The organism is Streptomyces sp. NPDC000151 (assembly GCF_040301705.1).
Lineage (GTDB): Bacteria > Actinomycetota > Actinomycetes > Streptomycetales > Streptomycetaceae > Streptomyces.
On record NZ_JBEPFC010000012.1, the window covers coordinates 19049 to 36543 of the forward strand.

15 protein-coding genes are annotated in these 17495 nt (G+C 74.3%); 7 read left to right on the top strand and 8 right to left on the bottom strand.

Annotated features, from left to right (window positions below; all coding sequences use genetic code 11):
- Positions 1-92: 92 nt before the first annotated feature.
- Entirely contained in the window at positions 93-1367 is a 1275-nt protein-coding gene (locus ABT381_RS06235) for an MFS transporter (protein WP_351588474.1), read from the top strand.
- A gap of 58 nt (positions 1368-1425) precedes the next feature.
- Here the strand turns inward: ABT381_RS06235 and ABT381_RS06240 are convergent, their stop codons facing one another.
- Entirely contained in the window at positions 1426-2169 is a 744-nt protein-coding gene (locus ABT381_RS06240; RefSeq protein ID WP_351588476.1) for a L,D-transpeptidase family protein, read from the bottom strand.
- A gap of 399 nt (positions 2170-2568) precedes the next feature.
- On the opposite strand from ABT381_RS06240, the gene ABT381_RS06245 reads away from it, so the two are divergent.
- Positions 2569-3966: an NADP-dependent succinic semialdehyde dehydrogenase gene (locus ABT381_RS06245; RefSeq protein ID WP_351588478.1), complete on the top strand. Its 1398-nt coding sequence runs from the start codon at positions 2569-2571 to the stop codon at positions 3964-3966.
- 18 nt (positions 3967-3984) lie between these two features.
- On the opposite strand, the gene ABT381_RS06250 is transcribed toward ABT381_RS06245, so the two are convergent.
- Positions 3985-6126, bottom strand: coding sequence for a SpoIIE family protein phosphatase (locus ABT381_RS06250; protein ID WP_351588481.1), 2142 nt, complete (start codon positions 6124-6126; stop codon positions 3985-3987).
- A gap of 170 nt (positions 6127-6296) precedes the next feature.
- Here ABT381_RS06250 and ABT381_RS06255 point away from each other — a divergent pair, with 170 nt between their 5' ends.
- Entirely contained in the window at positions 6297-7184 is an 888-nt protein-coding gene (locus ABT381_RS06255) for a universal stress protein (protein WP_351588483.1), read from the top strand.
- Here the strand turns inward: ABT381_RS06255 and ABT381_RS06260 are convergent, their stop codons facing one another.
- From ABT381_RS06260 to ABT381_RS06280, 5 genes are all read right to left on the bottom strand, one after another.
- Positions 7185-8396, bottom strand: a complete 1212-nt coding sequence (locus ABT381_RS06260; protein ID WP_351588485.1) for a metallophosphoesterase — start codon at positions 8394-8396, stop codon at positions 7185-7187.
- Between the two features lie 84 nt (positions 8397-8480).
- A complete protein-coding gene (locus tag ABT381_RS06265) occupies positions 8481-8987 on the bottom strand; it encodes a DUF1990 domain-containing protein (RefSeq protein ID WP_351588488.1) in 507 nt (168 codons plus the stop codon).
- A complete protein-coding gene (locus ABT381_RS06270) occupies positions 8984-9829 on the bottom strand; it encodes a YndJ family protein (protein WP_351588491.1) in 846 nt (281 codons plus the stop codon). The genes ABT381_RS06265 and ABT381_RS06270 overlap by 4 nt, the downstream gene beginning before the upstream one ends.
- Positions 9830-9933: 104 nt before the next feature.
- Positions 9934-10698, bottom strand: coding sequence for a crotonase/enoyl-CoA hydratase family protein (locus ABT381_RS06275; protein WP_351588494.1), 765 nt, complete (start codon positions 10696-10698; stop codon positions 9934-9936).
- Positions 10695-12353 (bottom strand): acyl-CoA dehydrogenase family protein, encoded by a 1659-nt coding sequence (locus tag ABT381_RS06280; protein ID WP_351588497.1) that lies wholly within the window; start codon positions 12351-12353, stop codon positions 10695-10697. The genes ABT381_RS06275 and ABT381_RS06280 overlap by 4 nt, the downstream gene beginning before the upstream one ends.
- Before the next feature lie 55 nt (positions 12354-12408).
- Here ABT381_RS06280 and ABT381_RS06285 point away from each other — a divergent pair, with 55 nt between their 5' ends.
- Positions 12409-13155, top strand: coding sequence for a PaaX family transcriptional regulator C-terminal domain-containing protein (locus ABT381_RS06285; protein WP_351588499.1), 747 nt, complete (start codon positions 12409-12411; stop codon positions 13153-13155).
- Positions 13156-13196: 41 nt separating this feature from the next.
- Here the strand turns inward: ABT381_RS06285 and ABT381_RS06290 are convergent, their stop codons facing one another.
- Positions 13197-14042: a triphosphoribosyl-dephospho-CoA synthase gene (locus ABT381_RS06290; RefSeq protein ID WP_351588502.1), complete on the bottom strand. Its 846-nt coding sequence runs from the start codon at positions 14040-14042 to the stop codon at positions 13197-13199.
- A 269-nt stretch (positions 14043-14311) separates the two neighbouring features.
- On the opposite strand from ABT381_RS06290, the gene ABT381_RS06295 reads away from it, so the two are divergent.
- Genes ABT381_RS06295 through ABT381_RS06305 form a run of 3 tightly spaced genes read left to right on the top strand, consistent with a single transcriptional unit; the run spans position 14312 to position 17472 of the window.
- A complete protein-coding gene (locus tag ABT381_RS06295; RefSeq protein ID WP_351588505.1) occupies positions 14312-14707 on the top strand; it encodes a TOBE domain-containing protein in 396 nt (131 codons plus the stop codon).
- An 18-nt stretch (positions 14708-14725) separates the two neighbouring features.
- Positions 14726-15523: a molybdate ABC transporter substrate-binding protein gene (gene modA, locus ABT381_RS06300; protein ID WP_351588508.1), complete on the top strand. Its 798-nt coding sequence runs from the start codon at positions 14726-14728 to the stop codon at positions 15521-15523.
- Positions 15520-17472 carry an ABC transporter permease gene (locus ABT381_RS06305; protein WP_351588511.1) on the top strand — a complete coding sequence of 651 codons (1953 nt, stop codon included), beginning with the start codon at positions 15520-15522 and terminating at the stop codon, positions 17470-17472. The genes modA and ABT381_RS06305 overlap by 4 nt, the downstream gene beginning before the upstream one ends.
- Positions 17473-17495 lie beyond the last annotated feature (23 nt).

Below are 17495 nucleotides of genomic sequence, written 5' to 3' on the forward strand. Positions count from 1 at the left end.
ACCGCGGCTGAAGTACCTGCCCTCTGCAGCGTGTAAGGACTAAAGGTGGCCCCCGCCACATACACGCCCCGCGTGCCGTGCTTTACTGCCGCGTGCCCACTGAGACCGCCCCCGCCGGCCTGCGTTCGCGCATATTCGCCGACCTCACACCGCTGCGTACCTCCGTCCACTACCGCCGCCTGTGGACCGGCAACACGGTCTCCTGGGTGGGCCAGCAGATGACCGCGCTCGCGGTCTCGCTCCAGGTCTACGACATCACCCACTCGACGTTCTCCGTCGGTCTGGTCGGCCTCTGCTCGCTCGTCCCGCTCGTCGTATTCGGGCTGTACGGCGGCGCGATCGCCGACACCGTCGACCGCCGCACCCTGGGCCTGATCAGCGCCCTCGGCGCCACCGCGATGTCCGTCGTACTGGCCTCCGCCGCGCTGCTGCACATACGCCAGGTCGGGCTGCTGTACGCCGTCGTCGCGCTGCAAGCCGTCTGCTTCGCGATGAACTCGCCGGCCCGCGCGTCGATGATCCCGCGCCTGCTGCCCACCGAGCAGCTGCCGGCCGCCAACGCCCTGAACTCCCTCACCAGCAACCTCGGCCTGATGGGCGGCCCGATGCTGGGCGGCGTCATCGTCGGCCTGTGGGGCTACCAGGCCGCGTATCTCATCGACGTCGTCGCCTTCTCCGCCTCCCTCTACGCGATGTGGCGACTGCCCTCGATGCGCCCCGACCACGAGACGGGCGCGGACGGCGCCCGTCCGAAGCGCGCCTCCGTCCTGGACGGCCTGCGCTTCCTCGCCACCCGCCCCAACCTGCGGATGACCTTCTTCTCCGACCTGGCGGCCATGGTGCTGGCCCAGCCGCGCGCCCTGTTCCCCGCGATCGCCGCGCTGTGGTTCGGCGGCGACGCGAAGACCGTCGGGCTGCTGGTCGCCGCGCCCGCCGTCGGCGCGGTACTGGGCGGCCTGTTCTCCGGCTGGCTGGGCGCCATCCGACGGCACGGCCTGGCGATCCTGCTCGCGGTCGCCGCCTGGGGCGCGGCTGTCGCGGTCTTCGGCCTCACCCGCAACCTCTGGCTCGGCCTGTGCTTCCTCGCGGTCGCCGGCTGCGCCGACACCGTCTCGATGGTCTTCCGCAGCACGATGCTGCAGGCCGCCACCCCGGACCGGATGCGCGGCCGGCTCCAGGGCGTCTTCATCGTCGTGGTCGCGGGCGGGCCGCGGCTCGGCGACTTCCTCGCCGGAACGGCCGCCGACCTGGCCACCCCGGCCGTCGCCGTGGTCGGCGGCGGCCTGGCGTGCGTCGTCGTGGTGACCCTCCTCGGCCTCGGCAGGCGGGACTTCGCCAAGTACGACGCCCGGAACCCGCAGCCCTGACGCGCGGCCGGGCGCCGCTCAGTACCGCTCAGTGCCGTTCAGTGCCGCTCGGCACCGCTCAGTACCGTGTGATCGCCGTGTCCCCCGACCGCGTCCCGATCGCGATGTGCGGCCGCTTGCCGGGGTCCGCCCAGGCCAGAATGCGGGCCATCGCGTCGGCCGGTACCGAGACGCAGCCGGCCGTCGCGCCCTTGCCGTTGACGTGCAGGAAGATCCCGGCGCCGCGCTCGCGCACGGGGTGGTCGTAGTTGAAGCCGATGATCAGCGCCCGGTCGTACTGCGTCGGATAGTCGGCCAGCCGCTCCGACTCCTTCGCCGCGCAGTCGGCGGGCAGCGGCTCGGCCCAGCGGTTGTACGCGGCCGAGGCGTTGTCCTCGCACCACCAGGAGTTGTCGTGCACCCGGCGGTAGGAGACCTCCGTACCGGCCGGAGCCGCGTCGATCCCGAAGCCGTACGGCAGGTCGTACAGGCCGGTGGGCGTGGTGTTCGTGCCCTGCTTCCGGGTGCTGCCCTCGGTCAGGCCCTTCGCGCCGAAGCGGGCCGGCGCCGAGCCCGCCTGCCGCCAGTCGCCGTGCCGCTTCTCCCACCAGATCAGCCGCCCGTGCGTGGCCGCCGTCCGCGGCGCCTCCGCCGTGATCAGCTGCCGGCCGCCGCCGGTGTCCGCCATCCGGGCGGGCAGCGGCGCGCCCGTCCGGTCCGTCGTCGGGTGCCCGGGCGCCGCCGCGGCCGGGCCGGAGCCGGCCGTGACGGCCAGCGCGAGCGCGGCCGCACCGGCCGCCATTGCCAGGAACGAACGCTTCATGACGGCACTGTAGGGCGGAATCCCACCGCGCGCCGTAGCGATAGCCGGGCCAGACTCGGGTACGGGGGCCAGGAGAACCACCGCCGCGGGCGGACCGCCCGCGGCACGCACCACACCGTGAGATCCAGGAGGTCTTCCGTGGAACGGCAGCCGCACCCCGCGCGCGCTCACGACCCCGGCGGCCCGACACCGCCCAACCCGGGTCCGGGACCGGTCCCGGACCCCGTGCCGGGCCCGCCCGATCCCGTACCGCCCACCCCCGAACCGTCCCCGGTCCCGCGCCCGCCAGGCCCGAACCCCGACCCGGTACCGGAACCGTCACCGCAGCCCAGCCCGCTGGGCTGACCCGCATGCCCTCTTGACGCCGCACACGCATCACCAGAAGGAGAGGTGCTTCCCATGGCCATCGCCACGGTGAATCCGGCCACCGGCGAGACCCTCAAGACGTTCGACGCGCTCAACGAAGGCGAGATCGAGGACCGGCTGGTCCGGGCGGAGCAGACCTGGCAGGAGTACCGCACCACCGGCTTCGACCGGCGCGCCAACCTGCTGCGCAAGGCGGCGGAGCTGCTGGAGGCCGACGCCGACGACATCGCCCGCACCATGACCACCGAGATGGGCAAGCCGCTGGCCCAGGCCCGCGCGGAGGCCGCCAAATGCGTGAAGACGATGCGCTGGTACGCCGACCACGCCGAGGCGCTGCTCGCCGACGAGCACCCCCGGGCCGCCGACATCAAGGACTCCGGCGCGGCCCGCGCCTACGTGCGCTACCGCCCGCTGGGCCCGGTCCTCGCGGTCATGCCGTGGAACTTCCCGCTCTGGCAGGTGATCCGCTTCGCCGCGCCCGCGCTGATGGCGGGCAACGTCGGCCTGCTCAAGCACTCCTCGAACGTCCCGCAGACGGCGCTGTACCTCGAAGACCTCTTCCGCCGCGCGGGCTTCCCCGAGGGCGCTTTCCAGACGCTGCTGATCGGCTCCGGCTCGGTCGAGATGATCCTGCGCGACCCGCGGGTGGCCGCCGCGACGCTGACCGGCAGCGAGCCCGCGGGCCGCTCGGTCGCGTCCATCGCCGGTGACGAGATCAAGAAGACGGTGCTCGAACTGGGCGGCAGCGACCCGTACTTGGTGCTGCCCTCGGCCGATCTGGAGAAGGCGGTGGCCACCGCCGTCACTGCCCGCGTGCAGAACAACGGCCAGTCCTGCATCGCCGCCAAGCGCTTCATCGTCCACACCGACGTCTACGACGAGTTCGCCCCCCGCTTCGCCGAGAAGATGGCCGCGCTCAAGGTCGGCGACCCGATGGCGGACGAGACCCACGTGGGCCCGCTCTCCAGCGAGCAGGGCCGCTCCGACCTGGAAGAGCTGGTCGACGACGCCACCATGCACGGCGCCACCGTGCTGTGCGGCGGCGGCCGGCCCAAGGGCCTGGACCGCGGCTGGTTCTACGAGCCGACCGTGCTCGCCGACGTCACCAAGGAGATGAAGATCTACTACGAGGAGGCGTTCGGCCCTGTCGCGACCCTCTTCCGGGCCGCCGGCCTGGACGAGGCGATCGAGATCGCCAACGACACCTCCTTCGGCCTCAGTTCGAACGCCTGGACCGAGGACGCGGCCGAACAGGAGCGGCTGGTGCGCGACCTCCGGGCGGGCGGTGTCTTCTTCAACGGGATGACCGCCTCGCACCCGGGCATGCCCTTCGGCGGCACCAAGCGCTCCGGGTACGGCCGGGAGCTGGGCGACCACGGCATCCGCGAGTTCTGCAACATCACCACGGTCTGGTACGGCGCCAAGGGCTGACCGCCCATGACTCCGGCCTCACGAATCCTCGGGCGCGGGCACGGTGAACTCGCACCACAGCGCCTTGCCCGCGCCCCGGGCCTCCGCGCCCCACCGGTCCGACAGCGCCTCGACGAGCAGCAGGCCGCGCCCGGAGGTGGCGGTCTCGCCGGGGCTGCGCCGGCGCGGCCAGTGGCTGGACCGGTCCTCGACCTCCAGCCGGACCCGGCACCGCGGGCCGGACAGCAGCTCCAGCGAGACCAGCGCCCCGCTGTCGGTGTGCCGCAGCGCGTTGGTGATCAGCTCGGTGGCCACCAGCTCGACATCGCCCGCCACCTCCCCGGCCCGCCACTGCTCCAGCATCCGCCGCAGCTCGGCGCGTACTTCGCCGGGGCCCGCCGGGTCGGCCTGGTGGACGTGCAGCCGGATGCGCGGCGCCGCCGGGCCGCCGGGCTCGGCCAGCCGGCGCAGCAGCAACAGGGCCATGTCGTCGGGGGAGCCCGGCTGCTCCCACAGCAGGTCCGAGAGGTGGTCGGCGAGCGCGTCGAGCTCGCCGGGCCCGTCCTGCACGGCGCTGGTCAGCGCGTCGATCCCGGCGAGGATGTCCAGGCCCGGCTGCTCGACCAGGCCGTCGGTGCACAGCAGCAGCGTGGAGCCCGGCTCCAGGAACAGCTGCGTCTCCGGATAGTGGTCCTCGCCGAAGACGGTGGCCAGCCCCAGCGGCAGCCCGCCGTGCACGGTCGGCCAGTGCACGTGCCGCCCCGCGTCCGCGATCATCGGCTCCAGATGCCCGGCCCGGGCCACGTGCAGCACCCCCGACGAGAGGTCCGCCTGGATGTACGTACAGGTCGCGAACCGCTCGGTCTCCAGCTCGGCGAGGAACCGGGACGCCCGCCCCAGCACCGTCTGCGGCGGATGCCCCTCGGCGGCGTAGGCGCGCAGCGCGATCCGCAGCTGGCCCATCACGGCCGCCGCGTGGGTGTCGTGCCCCTGCACGTCGCCGATCACCACTCCGGTACGGCCCTGCGGCAGCGGGATGACGTCGTACCAGTCGCCGCCGACGTCCCGGCCGGTGCGCGCCGCCTCGTACCGGACCGCCACGTCACCTCCGGTGATGGCCGGGATGTGCCGCGGCAGCATCGAGTCCTGCAGCCCGGTCGCGAACTCCCGCTCCTGGTCGAAGAGGGTGGCCCGCTGGAGGGACTGCGCGATGACGCCGGCCAGCGCCAGCGCCAGGTTCCGGTCCTCCGCCGTGTGCACCTTCGGCTCGGTGTCGACCAGCCCGAGCGCGCCGATCACCTTGTCCTGGGCGACCAGCGGCAGGAACGCCGCGCTGCGGACGTCGATGTCCTGGATGTACGGCTCCAGCCGGGGATAGCGCCGCAGCAGGTCCTCGCGGGAGGTGACGAAGGCCGGTTCGCGGGTGAGCGCCGCCTCGGAGAGCGGCAGCGTGCGGTCCAGCGGCATGTGCAGCAGCTCGGGCAGGTGCAGCGGCTCCGTGGCCGCGATGACGTCGAAGACGCCGTTGTCGACCAGGCCCAGGATCAGCGAGTCGGCGCCCAGCCGCAGCGGGCCGTGGCGGTCGGTGAGCACATCGGTGACGTCCTGCACCGACAGCGCCCGGGACAGCGCGGTGGTGGTCCACTGCACCAGCGTGGTCTGCCGCTCGCGCACCTCGTCGGGGATGGTCAGCAGCGCCGAATCGGCCAGCTCGGCGGTGGCCTCGCGGACGATCCCCGCCATCCGGTACGGGCGGCCCGCCTCGCTGCGCAGGATCCGGCCCTGGATGTGCGTCCAGCGCGGTGTGCCGTCCCGGCAGCGGATGCGGAAGTACGCGCCGCAGGACCGCCGGCCCTGCTGGATCGCCTGCACGACGGCGTTGTCCAGCCGGTAGCCCTCCTCCTGCGGGACCCGCCGGAGCAGCGCGGGGCGCGTCCCGTCGAACTCGTGCGCATGCAGGTCGAAGACCGCGAGCCCGCCCGCGTCCAGCTCGAAGGCGCCGCTGTCCAGGTTCCAGTCGAAGGAGCCCATCCGGTTGAGCGCGAGCAGGTCGGGCAGGTCGATCCGCGGCCGGTGGATCTCCTCGTGCTCGGGATGCCCGAGGAGACCGCGGCGGCCCGGGCGCCGGTTCCGGGTGTCGTCCGCGCTCTCCCGTTCCGCGCCGTCCCAGCTCCACTCCATACCGGGATCTTACGGTCATATTGGGTAAGGATGGGAACTGAGGACGGCGGGGTGTCCCGGACCGTACGCGGCGCCGTCACCCCTCGTGCACGGGCGCCGCCGCCCGCCGTGGGCCCCAGGACACCAGGGCACCGGAGAGGCGGTGCCCGCACCGACGGATCGAGGAGATCGTGAACAGCACCCTTCCCGTCATCGCCGGCGTCGACGGCTCGCTGAACAGCCTCCGGGCGCTGGAGTGGGCGGCCGGCGCGGCCCGGCTCGCCGGGGCCGCGCTGCACGTGGTGCACGTCTGGCCGATCACCCCCATGCCGCGCGCGCTCGGCGACGCCCATCCGCACCCGGTCCCGGACCCCGCCGACCCCGTCCTGCAGGACGTCAGGGCACACCTCGCCGGGCGCGCCGAGGCACCCGAGACGCGGTATCTCTCCGTGCACGGCGCGTCCACCTCGACGCTGATCCGGCTGAGCGCCCAGGCCAGGCTGCTGGTCCTCGGCTCGCGCGGCCGCGGCGGCTTCACCAGCCTGCTGCTCGGCTCGGCGGGCCGGGCCGCCGCCATGCGGGCCGCCTGCCCGGTCGTGGTCGTGCCCGACGAGCGGCGCACGGAGCCCGGGGCCGGTACGCAGGGCCGGGTCGTGCTCGGGCTGCACCCGGAGGAGACGTCCGACGAGACGGTGGACTTCGCCTTCGCCGAGGCCGAGCGCCGCGACGCCGAGCTGCGCGTGGTCACCGCGTACCCGAACCCCTACCCGATGCTCGTCGCCCCCGACAGCCTGCCGCCCGGCACGCCCACGGCGGGCGAGCTGGAGGCCCACGCCGGCGTCCAGCAGGAGGAGCGGCTGCGCCCCTTCACCGAGCGGCACTACCCGAAGGTGGTCCTCGACCCGGTCCTCGCGCAGGGCGACGTGGCCGGCCGCCTGGTCGCCGCGTCCCGCGCCGCCGACCTGGTGGTGGTCGGCCGGCACCGCCGCCGGCTGCGCGACGGCGGCCTGATGGGCTCGGTCGCCAACGCGGTACTGCTGCACGGCCACTGCCCGACGGCGGTGATCCCGGTGCGGTGATCAGCCCACGGCCACCGGCGCGGCACTCCGCGTACGATGCGCGAGCTTCGCCGTACGCGTGGGCACATCCACGGTGTACGCGTCGATGGTCATCCTCTTCGCGGACACCTTCAGCACCATGAACCCATGGCTGGAGAAGTCCTGCCACTCCGCCGGCACGTCGAAGTGCGCCTTGCCGTCGCCCGTCTTCGAGGCCGCGCCACATACGACCTGGCGCGTGCCGCCGGTGCGGGCCGACGGCTCCAGAAGCTGCAACGTGTGGTCGTGCCCCGACAGGATCAGATCGGCGCGGCCGCACACCACCTCCTCGTACAGCTCCTTGAGGTGGACGCCGCTCGTGTAGTCCCCGACGGTGAAGCCGTCGTACGAACCCGCGCTGCCGTGCTTGCCGTTGTTCAGGTACGGGTGGTGGCCGAGCACGACCTTCCAACGGGCCCGCGACTTCTTGAGGGCACCCTCCAGCCACGCCCGCTGCTCCCGCATGTACGGACCGTCCCAGTGGAAGTACGGGTCGGTCTGCACGACGTACGAGGACACCGGGTTGGTGTCCAGCGCGAAGAACTCGACGAGCGGGGCGCCGTCGGAACCGGCGGGCAGCGCCACGCTGTAGTAGCGCGCGGGCATGTACCACCGCTTCGAGGTCGTCGCGTAGGCCACCTCCCGGTCGCCGCGCGAGGGGTCGCCGCCGCTGCCCGGTATCAGCCCCGAGCAGTCGTGGTTGCCCAGGACCATCAGCCACGGCACGTCGATGCCGGTGTTCGGCTTCTCGAACTTGTCCTGGAACTCGGAGTCGTGCGCCGACTCGGGCCCGTTCTCGTAGATGTTGTCGCCCAGCCCGACCGCCAGCCCGATCTGCTCGCTCGCCATCAGGTCCCGGGCGGCCGCCGCCACCGCGAACTGGCCCTCCTCGCCGGTCCCGGCGTCCCCGGTGACCAGCACGGCGAACTCGCCGTTGCCGTTGGGCGTGGTGGGGAAGGGGTACTTCCCCGCCGCCGCCCGGTCCTGCGCCGCGGCCGGTGCGGCCGCCCCGTACGGCAGCACGGCGAGCGCGGCGCCCGCGACGGCGCCGCCCAGGAGCGTGCGGCGGTTCAGGTTCAGTACGGGAGCGGTGCGCGTGCCGGCGGGGGTGGTCGGCTCCCCGCCGGGGACCGTGCCGCTCCGCACCCACTGGTCCTCGGTCATGTCCGCCTGCGGCGGAATCAGCTCACACATGCCAGGAGTTGTCTCATGACCTACTGGTCAGTTGGTGAAGATGTCATGAACGCGACGTAGACGTTCGGGGTGCTCAGGTGGGGGTTATCGGACCAGCCTGCGCAGCGTGCGGCCGCAGTGCCGCGCGTACGCCCGCTGGAGCACCGGGACCAACGGCCCGGCCAGCCGCGTGTACCAACTCGCCGCTCTGCTGAAGGCGGTGACGGTGAACCAGACGGAGCCGTCGGGGCGCAGCTCCGCGACGAAGGACTCCTCGCCGCATTCGGGGTGCCCCTCCAGCGTCCCGTAGCCGAAGCCGATCCGGTCGCTGTCGTACGTGCTCCACACCACCCGGCACGGCGCGGCGATCCGCAGCGGGCCGACGCCGAGGCCGCTCTCCACCGGCACGCCCGGCTCGGCGTGCGCGGCGCCCGCCCGGATGCGGACGCCGGCTGCCCGGTGCATCCGGAAGGTCGTGATCGCCTCACCCGCGCGTTCGAAGACCGCTCGGCCGTGGCCGACCGGCACCTCGACGTGCAGGTGGTGGTACTCGGCGGGGAGCGGGCCGTGCTGGGTGGCGCCGTGTTCGGGGTAGCTGAGTGCGGTGGTCATGCGCGCTCCTTCGATCCGGTGGTGCGGTGGACGGAGGCCGGCAGCCGGCGCCAGGCGAGCAGCGCGCAGAGCGCGAAGCCCAGCGCGTTGCCCACGCCGTGGGTCGCGGCCATCCAGGTCAGGGTCGGGTGCGGCAGCCCGCTCGCCTCGCCCAGCGCCCAGCTCAGCGCGAGCAGCATGGTCGCCACGAGGATCGCGGCCGAGACGGCGAGCAGGGCGCGGGTCGTGCGGTCGGGCGCCGCGGTCCGCAGGTCGCGCCAGGTGACCAGGGCGACCAGCCACATGCCGCAGCTGAGCACGGCGGCGCCCGCGAACTCGGCCCACTCGCCGGTGAAGTACCCGGCCAGTACCAGCAGCGTGCCGGCCGGGACGCTGAGCGCGGCGCAGCGCGCGGCGGGTGTGCCGTTCGCCCGGCAGACCAGCCCCGCCACCAGTGCGGCGGCGAAGCCGGCGAAGTGGAAGTGCGGCACGGTCAGCGACAGCATGCGCAGGGAGAAGCCGAACAGCTCGGTGCCGTGCCGCTCGGCGACCAGTGCGAGGCCCGCGATCGCCGGGGTGGCCAGCGCGGTGAGCACGGCGACCTCGCGCGGCGCGAGCGAGCGGGTGCGGAGCAGCCGCCGGGGCGCGAGCAGGGCGAGGGCGAGGGTGGCCGCGGCGTAACAGGCGGCGAGTGCGGTGGCGGCGGGGCCGCGCGGCAGCCACAGGCTCACCGCGCCGAGCGTAGCGGGCAGCCACCAGATCCGGCGCAGCCGCGCCGCGCCGGGCTCGCCGACCAGCGCGAGCCCCATCGGTATCACCGCCAGCATCCCCACCATGACGACGATACGGACCACTGCGTCCATGCCTGACCCCCTGTCTTGAACGTGTTCAAGTAACCCTCGTGGCAGACCGTACGCCAGAGGGTTGAACGCGTTCAAGTGGGGGTGCGTCTTGCGGGAGCCGGGCGTCAGGCCTCCATGGCGCCGTGCCGTCCCGCGCCCGACGCGAAGCGCGCGGCGCCCTCCGCCGCGTGGGCCAGGGATTCCTGCCCGTACCGGAGTTCGGCGGCCATCGCCGCCTCCTCCGTCAGTCCGGCCTGCTCCCGCACCGACGCCCGGTCGCCGCGCAGGCACTCCTGCGGGAAGCGGGCGAGCTCCGCCGCCAGCCGCTCGGCCTCCTCCCGGGCCCGCCCCTTCGGCACCACCCGGTTGGCGAGCCCCATCTCCAGCGCCTCGGCGGCCGGCACCGGGCGCCCGGTGAGGATCAGGTCCATCGCCCGGCTCTCGCCGATCAGCCGCGGCAGCCGGACCGTGCCGCCGTCGATCAGCGGCACGCCCCAGCGGCGGCAGTACACCCCGAAGGCCGCGTCCTCCTCGGCCACCCGCAGATCGCACCAGAGCGCCAGCTCCAGGCCGCCCGCCACCGCGTACCCGCTGACCGCCGCGATCACCGGCTTGGACAGCCGCATCCGGGTCGGGCCCATCGGCCCGTCGCCGTCCGGCGCCACACGATTGCCGCGCGGGGTGCCGATCGCCTTGAGGTCGGCGCCCGCGCAGAACGTGCCGCCCTCGCCCCACAGCACCGCCACGGACGCCGTCTCGTCCCCCTCGAACTCCCGGAAGGCGTCCGCGAGCTGACGAGCCGTCACGCCGTCCACGGCGTTGCGGGACTCCGGCCGGGACAGGACGACCGTGGTCACCGGGCCCTGCCGCTCGACCCGCACCGGGCTCATCCCGCCGCCTCGGCGGGCGACTTGGCGCGCGCCCGGGCCAGCACCCCGCCCAGGTCGGCGCCGGCCGGCAGGGTGCCGAAGGCGTGGCCCCACTCGCCGCCCAGCCGCGAGGCGCAGAAGGCGTCCGCGACCGCCGGGTCGCTGTGCCGGACGAGCAGCGAGCCCTGGAGGACCAGCGTCAGCCGCTCCGCGAGCGTACGGGCCAGCAGCTGGGCACGCTCCGGATCGGCCAGCTCCGGCAGCATCCCCTTCAGCCGCGCCACCGCCGCGTCCAGCCGCGGGTCCGCTCCTGCCGCGGCCTCCACCTCGGCGAAGTAGGCGTCCAGCGCGGCCGGTTCCCTGCCCAGCGCGCGCAGCACGTCCAGCGCCGCGACATTGCCCGAGCCCTCCCAGATGGAGAGCAGCGGGGCCTCCCGGTACAGCCGGGGCATCCCCGACTCCTCGACGTAGCCGTTGCCGCCGAGGCACTCCAGGGCCTCCGCCGCGTGCGTCGCGCCGCGCTTGCAGACCCAGTACTTGCCGGCCGCGAGCGCGAGGCGGCGCAGCGCGCCCTCGGCGGCGTCGCCCGCCTGCGCCCGGTCCACCGCCGCCGCCAGCCGCAGCCCCAGCGTCGTCGCCGCCTCCGACTCGATCGCCAGGTCCGCCAGCACCGACCGCATCAGCGGCTGGTCGGCCAGCTCGCGGCCGAAGGCGCGCCGGTGCGCGGTGTGGTGCAGCGCCTGCCGCAGCCCGGCCCGCATCCCGGCGGCCGAGCCGAGCACGCAGTCCAGCCGGGTCATATTGACCATCTCCACGATGGTCCGCACCCCGCGCCCCGGCTCGCCCACCGGCCAGGCCACCGCCTCGTCGTACTCGACCTCGGAGGAGGCGTTGGAGCGGTTGCCGAGCTTGTCCTTCAGGCGCATCAGATGGAAGCGGTTGCGGGTGCCGTCCGGCAGCACGCGGGGGAGGAGGAAGCAGGTCAGCCCCTCCTCCGTCTGCGCCAGGGTCAGGAACACATCGCTCATCGGGGCCGAGGTGAACCACTTGTGGCCGGTGATCCGGTACGTCCCGTCGGCCGCCCGCACCGCCCGCGTGGTGTTGGCCCGGACGTCCGAACCGCCCTGCTTCTCCGTCATCGACATGCCCGCGATCAGCCCGGCCTTGCCCAGCGGCGGCCGCAGCCCGAAGTCGTACGTACGGGACGCGAGCAGCGGTTCGTACTCGGCGGCCAGCTCGGGCGAGGCGCGCAGCGCCGGGACCGCCGCGTACGTCATCGAGATCGGGCAGCCGTGCCCCGGCTCGGCCTGCGACCACACATAGAACTTCGCGGCCCGCACGAGATGGCCGCCGGGGCGGTCCTCGGCCCACGGCGCGGCGTGCAGGCCCTGCTCCACCGCCACGGTCATCAGCTCGTGCCACGCCGGGTGGAACTCCACCTCGTCCACCCGGTGGCCGTACCGGTCGTGGGTGTGCAGCTTCGGCGGCTGCTCCTCCGCCATCCGCGCCAGCTCCTGCACCTCCGCCGAGCCGGCCAGCGCGCCCAGCACCTGCACCTCGCGCTCGGCCCACCCGGCGCCCTCCCGGTGCAGTGCGGCCAGCAGGGCCGGGTCGTCCGCCGCGCTGAACCCGGTGAGCGGCGGCGCCTGATTCAGGACTTCATGGGTGTCCGTCATACGGGCGACATTACAGTTCTCGTACATGCGATGGAAGACTGTAAGGGTGCCTGTCATGCCTGCCACGGATTCACCTCTCGCCCTGCGGCCGCTCACCGCGCGCTCCGTCGTGCTCAGCACGCTCCTCGGGCACCACCCGCCGCGGCTGCCCGCGCGCGCCCTGGTCCGGGTCGGCGAGCTGTTCGGCATAGCCGAGGGGACCGTACGCGTCGCCCTCTCCCGCATGGTCGCGGCCGGTGACCTGCGGCAGCGCGACGGCGCTTATGGGCTGACCGCCCGGCTGCTGGAGCGCCAGGCCCGGCAGGACGAGAGCCGCGCGCCGCGCACCGTGCCCTGGGCGGGCGACTGGGAGATCGCCCTGGTGGACGGCGCTGAACCACGTACCGCAGCGGACCGCACCGCGCTGCGGCAGGCCATGGCGGCACTCCGGCTCGGTGAGCTGCGCGAGGGCAGCTGGCTGCGGCCCGCCAACCTCGACCGGCCGCGGCCCGGCGTGGCCACCGAGCAGTGCACCTGGCTGACCGGCACGCCCGACGGCGACCCCGCGGCGCTCGCCGGCCGGCTGTGGGACCTGGCCGGCTGGTCGGCGCAGGCCCGCGCCTTGCTCGCGGCGCTCGGCCGGGCCGCCACCCCCGCCGACCGCTTCACCGTCTCCGCCGCGATCCTCCGCCACCTGCTCGCCGATCCCCTCCTCCCGGACGCGCTGCTCCCCGCGGACTGGCCGGGGCGTGAACTCCGCGCCCGGTACGGCGAGTTCGAGGCGGAGCTGAGTGAGCTGCTGCGCCGCCACGCGGAGGGGTGAGAGAGCGCGGGCGGGCTCGAAAGCCCGCCCGCGCTCGCCGCTCACGGCCCCGGTGTCAGCCCGTCCGTACCGAACGTGAAGTCCAGGAACAGGGCGGCGGACAGCACCGCGTGGCTGCCGCGCGGGGTGAGCAGCGGGTCGCGCATGTGCAGGTGCAGGCGGTCCAGGGCCTCCTGGCCCGCCGGGCAGCCGTAGCCGCCGGCCCGCACCACGTCCCGGGCGTCCATCTGCACCGACAGCAGCGCCGCAGGACCGCCCTCGTGCAGCAGGGCGGTGTCGTCGAGCGTCGCCATCAGCGTGAGCAGCGCGTCCATCCGCGCGGTGATCTCGGGCCTGCCGTGCGCCCGGGACTCGCGCAGCGCGGGCAGCGCCACTCGCCGTACGTGCGGGAAACCGGACCCGGCCTGGCCGGTCGCGCCCGGCACGTGGAAGTGCAGCCGGGCCCGGCCGCCCGGTGTCGCGAGGGGCTTGGGCGTGCCGTCGTACGGCATCCGGGCCAGCGTCGCGGCCGCCGCGCAGGCGGTGTATCCCGAGCGGCAGCCGGTGGCGGCGGCGCCCGCGACGAGCAGGCCGACGGCCCACAGCTCGCCCCGGTGCCCGGCGGCCTCCTCCGGGAGCCGCTCGCCGAGCCGGCCGAGCTCGGCGCGCAGGTGGCGGTCGAGGCGGCGGCCGTCGGCGGTCTCCGCCACCGCGGCGAAGACGGGGCGGAGCGCCGGTATGGAGCGGAGTTCGGCGGCGGGGTCGCCCGAGTCGTGCGGCGTGCCCGCGTCGGGGATCCGCGGCAGCCGGGCGCGTGCCATGCACGCGGCCACCGCGAGATCCGCGAGGAGGTGCGGGGTGACCGGGGGAGCGAGGCGGGCGGGCGAGGTCGGCGCGGGCCTGAGCATCGTCGGTGCCTTCCGTCGTACGGATCGGTCGGTTGCGGGGCGCTGAACGCGTCCCGAGCCTGTGATGCCGCCCACGGCGACCCGGTACGCGGGACTTCCGTCCCGTATGTCCGGCCCGTAGGTCCCCCTTTCGCGACGGCCGCCGACGTCTCCCCGTACGCGCGAGGTATGCGCGATCTTGTGCGATCGCACTATCCAGCTCGCATCTGCTAAGCCCAATCCACAGTCTTCCTTGCAGGTGAGAGGCCATCTGCCATAACGTGCCGCACATGCAGTCCTACACGATCGGCCAGGCGGCACGGCTGCTCGGCGTCAGCGCCGACACGGCGCGCCGCTGGGCGGACGCCGGCAAGGTCCCCACCCACCGGGACGAGGCAGGGCGCCGGCTGATCGACGGCCGTGACCTGGCCGCGTTCTCCACCGAGCTCGCCAAGAGCGGCTCCGGCGAGGACGAGCCCGCCGCCACTTCCGTCCGCAACGCCTTCCCCGGCATCGTCACCGCGATCAAGCTCGGCGACGTCGCGGCCCAGGTGGAGATCCAGGCGGGCCCGCACCGCCTGGTCTCGCTGCTGACCCGGGAAGCGGTGGAAGAGCTGGGACTGGAGGTCGGCATGCGGGCCACCGCGCGCGTGAAGTCGACCAACGTCCACATCGACCGGGTCTGAGCCCAAGGAGTCCACCCCATGCCCCGCCCCCGTACGACCGGCCGCCGCCGCACCGCCGCCGCCACCGCGCTCTGTGCCGCCCTGATCGTGCCCCTCGCCGCGGGCTGCGGCGGAGGGGCCGGCGACGAGGCGTCGTCCGGCGGCGGCGAGAAGACCACGATCAAGGTGCTGGCCGCCGCCTCGCTCACCGACGTCTTCAAGAAGGCCGGTGCCGCGTACGAGAAGGCCCACCCCGACACCATCGTGAAGTTCTCCTACGCCGGCTCGCAGCAGCTCGCCGCCCAGGTCGAGCAGGACTTCCCGGCCGACGCGCTGGTCACCGCCGACACCAAGACCATGGACGGCCTCAAGGGGAAGACCGGCACCCCGGTCACCATCGCCCACAACCGCCTGGTCATCGCCACCGGCGAGGGCAACCCCGAGAAGGTGAAGGACCTGAAGTCCCTCACCGACAGCGGGCTCAAGGTCGTGCTCGCCGCGCCCGCCGTGCCGGTCGGCCGCTACAGCCAGCAGGTACTGGACAAGCAGCACCTCAAGGTGAAGCCGGTCTCGCAGGAGCAGGACGTGCGCGGCGTACTCAGCAAGGTGGAGCTCGGCGAGGCCGACGCGGGCATCGTCTACGCCACCGACGCGGAGACCGCCCCCGGCAAGGTCGACGCCGTATCGATCCCCGACGACCAGAACGCCGTCGCCGCCTACCCGGCCGCCACCCTCAAGGTCTCCGAACACAAGAAGCAGGCCGACTCGTTCGTCACGTGGCTGCGGTCGGCGAAGGCGCAGCAGATCCTGCGCGACGCCGGATTCCAGAAGCCGTGAAGCCACCGCTGCGCCGGGCACCACGGCGGCGGGCCCCGCTCGCCCTGGCGGTGCCCGCCGTGCTGGCCGTGGCGTTCCTGTTCGTCCCGCTGGCCGGCATCCTCGCCCGTACCACCTGGTCGGACCTGGGGCAGCACCTGACCTCGCCCGGCGTCACCGACGCGATCCGGCTCTCGTTCGTCGTCGCGTGCTGGGCGCTGGGGCTCTCGCTGCTGCTCGGCGTGCCGCTCGCCTGGCTGCTGGCCCGGGTGGACTTCCCCGGCAAGGCGCTGGTCCGCTCGCTCGTCCTGCTGCCGATGGTGCTGCCGCCGACCGTGGGCGGCGTCGCGCTGCTGCTCGGCTTCGGGCGGCGGGGGCTGCTGGGCGGGGTACTGGAGGACTGGTTCGGGATCCAGCTGCCGTTCCACACCTCCGGCGCGGTGGTCGCCGCGACGTTCGTGTCGATGCCCTTCCTGGTGATCAGCCTGGAGGGCGCACTGGCCGGGCTGCACGCACGGTACGAGGAGACCGCGGCCTCCCTGGGCGCGGGTCCCTTCCGCGTCTTCTGCACCGTCACGCTGCCCATGGTCGCCCCCGGACTGGCCGCCGGCGCCGCGCTCACCTGGGCCCGCGCGCTGGGCGAGTTCGGCGCCACGATCACCTTCGCGGGCAACCTCCCCGGCGTCACCCAGACCCTGCCGCTCCAGGTCTATCTGCTCCTCCAGGACAGCCCGGAGGCCGCGACCTCGGTCTCGCTGCTGCTCCTGGCCGTCGCGATGGCCGTACTGGTCGCGCTGCGCGGGCGGTGGTCGGTGGGCGCCACGGCGAAGGCGCCTGCGGCGGCCGGTACGGACGCGCCCCCGGCAGGCGCGTCCGCCGAGGCGCGTGAACATGGCGAGGCGCTTCCCGAGGAACCCCCGGCGGACGCCCCCGCCTGGCCGCTGCACGCCGACGTCACCGGCTTCACCCGCCTCACCCTCGACGCCGGGCCCGGCACCACCATCGCCGTCGTCGGCCCCAACGGCGCGGGCAAGACCACCCTGCTGCGCGCGCTCCTCGGGCTCACCCCGCGCGCCCACGCCGCGCTGGCCCTCGGGGCCGACGACGTCACCGCCCTGCCGCCGCACCGCCGCGGCGTCGCCTGGGTCCCGCAGGACGGCGCGCTGTTCCCGCACCTCACCGCCCTCGGCAACACCGCTTACGGGCTGCGCGCCCGTGGCGTACCCCGTGCGGAGGCCCGCCGCAGCGCCCAGCAGTGGCTGGACCGGCTCGGCGTCGGCCACCTCGCGCACCGCCGTCCGGCCGGCCTGTCCGGGGGGCAGGCCGGCCGGGTCGCACTGGCCAGGGCGCTGGCGGCCGGGCCCCGGCTGCTCCTCCTGGACGAGCCGCTCGCCGCCCTCGACCAGACCACCCGCGCGCACGTCCGGCACACCCTGCGGCGGCACCTCGCCGGCTTCCGCGGCGTCTGCCTCCTGGTCACCCACGACCCGGTCGAGGCGGTCTCGCTGGCCGACCGGGTACTGGTACTGCAGGACGGCCGCACCCTTCAGGACGCCGCGCCCGCCGAGGTGTCCCGGCACCCCCGCTCGCCCTGGGTGGCCCGGATGCTCGGGCGCAACGCCTGGCCCGGCACGGCCACTTCCGACGGCCTCGCCCTCGCGGACCGCCCCGGCCGGCTCACCGCGGCCGAGCCGCTGGAGAAGGGCACCGAAGCGCTCGCGATCGTCGGCCCCGAGGCGGTGTCCGTGCACCGCACCCGCCCCGGCGGCAGCCCGCGCAACGTCTGGCCCGGCCGGGTCCGCGAACTCACCGCGGCCGGCAGCCGGCTGCGCGTCCTCGTCGGCTCGCCCGAAGTCCCCGACCTCGTCGCCGAGATCACCCACCAGGCCGCCGCCGAACTGGACCTCCGCGACGGCACGGACGTCTGGATCAGCGTGAAGGCCACGGAGGTCACACTCGTACCGGTGTGACGGACCGTCATGTCCGACGGCGC

What these genes read in the sequence shown, in the direction of transcription:
- ABT381_RS06295 (WP_351588505.1), top strand. Translation starts at nt 14,312, where the DNA reads ATGCAGTCCTACACGATCGGCCAGGCGGCACGGCTGCTCGGCGTCAGC.
- ABT381_RS06250 (WP_351588481.1), bottom strand. Translation starts at nt 6,126, where the DNA reads ATGGAGTGGAGCTGGGACGGCGCGGAACGGGAGAGCGCGGACGACACC.
- ABT381_RS06285 (WP_351588499.1), top strand. Translation starts at nt 12,409, where the DNA reads ATGCCTGCCACGGATTCACCTCTCGCCCTGCGGCCGCTCACCGCGCGC.
- ABT381_RS06240 (WP_351588476.1), bottom strand. Translation starts at nt 2,169, where the DNA reads ATGAAGCGTTCGTTCCTGGCAATGGCGGCCGGTGCGGCCGCGCTCGCG.
- ABT381_RS06275 (WP_351588494.1), bottom strand. Translation starts at nt 10,698, where the DNA reads ATGAGCCCGGTGCGGGTCGAGCGGCAGGGCCCGGTGACCACGGTCGTC.
- ABT381_RS06265 (WP_351588488.1), bottom strand. Translation starts at nt 8,987, where the DNA reads ATGACCACCGCACTCAGCTACCCCGAACACGGCGCCACCCAGCACGGC.
- ABT381_RS06245 (WP_351588478.1), top strand. Translation starts at nt 2,569, where the DNA reads ATGGCCATCGCCACGGTGAATCCGGCCACCGGCGAGACCCTCAAGACG.
- ABT381_RS06270 (WP_351588491.1), bottom strand. Translation starts at nt 9,829, where the DNA reads ATGGACGCAGTGGTCCGTATCGTCGTCATGGTGGGGATGCTGGCGGTG.
- ABT381_RS06260 (WP_351588485.1), bottom strand. Translation starts at nt 8,396, where the DNA reads ATGTGTGAGCTGATTCCGCCGCAGGCGGACATGACCGAGGACCAGTGG.
- ABT381_RS06290 (WP_351588502.1), bottom strand. Translation starts at nt 14,042, where the DNA reads ATGCTCAGGCCCGCGCCGACCTCGCCCGCCCGCCTCGCTCCCCCGGTC.
- modA (WP_351588508.1), top strand. Translation starts at nt 14,726, where the DNA reads ATGCCCCGCCCCCGTACGACCGGCCGCCGCCGCACCGCCGCCGCCACC.
- ABT381_RS06280 (WP_351588497.1), bottom strand. Translation starts at nt 12,353, where the DNA reads ATGACGGACACCCATGAAGTCCTGAATCAGGCGCCGCCGCTCACCGGG.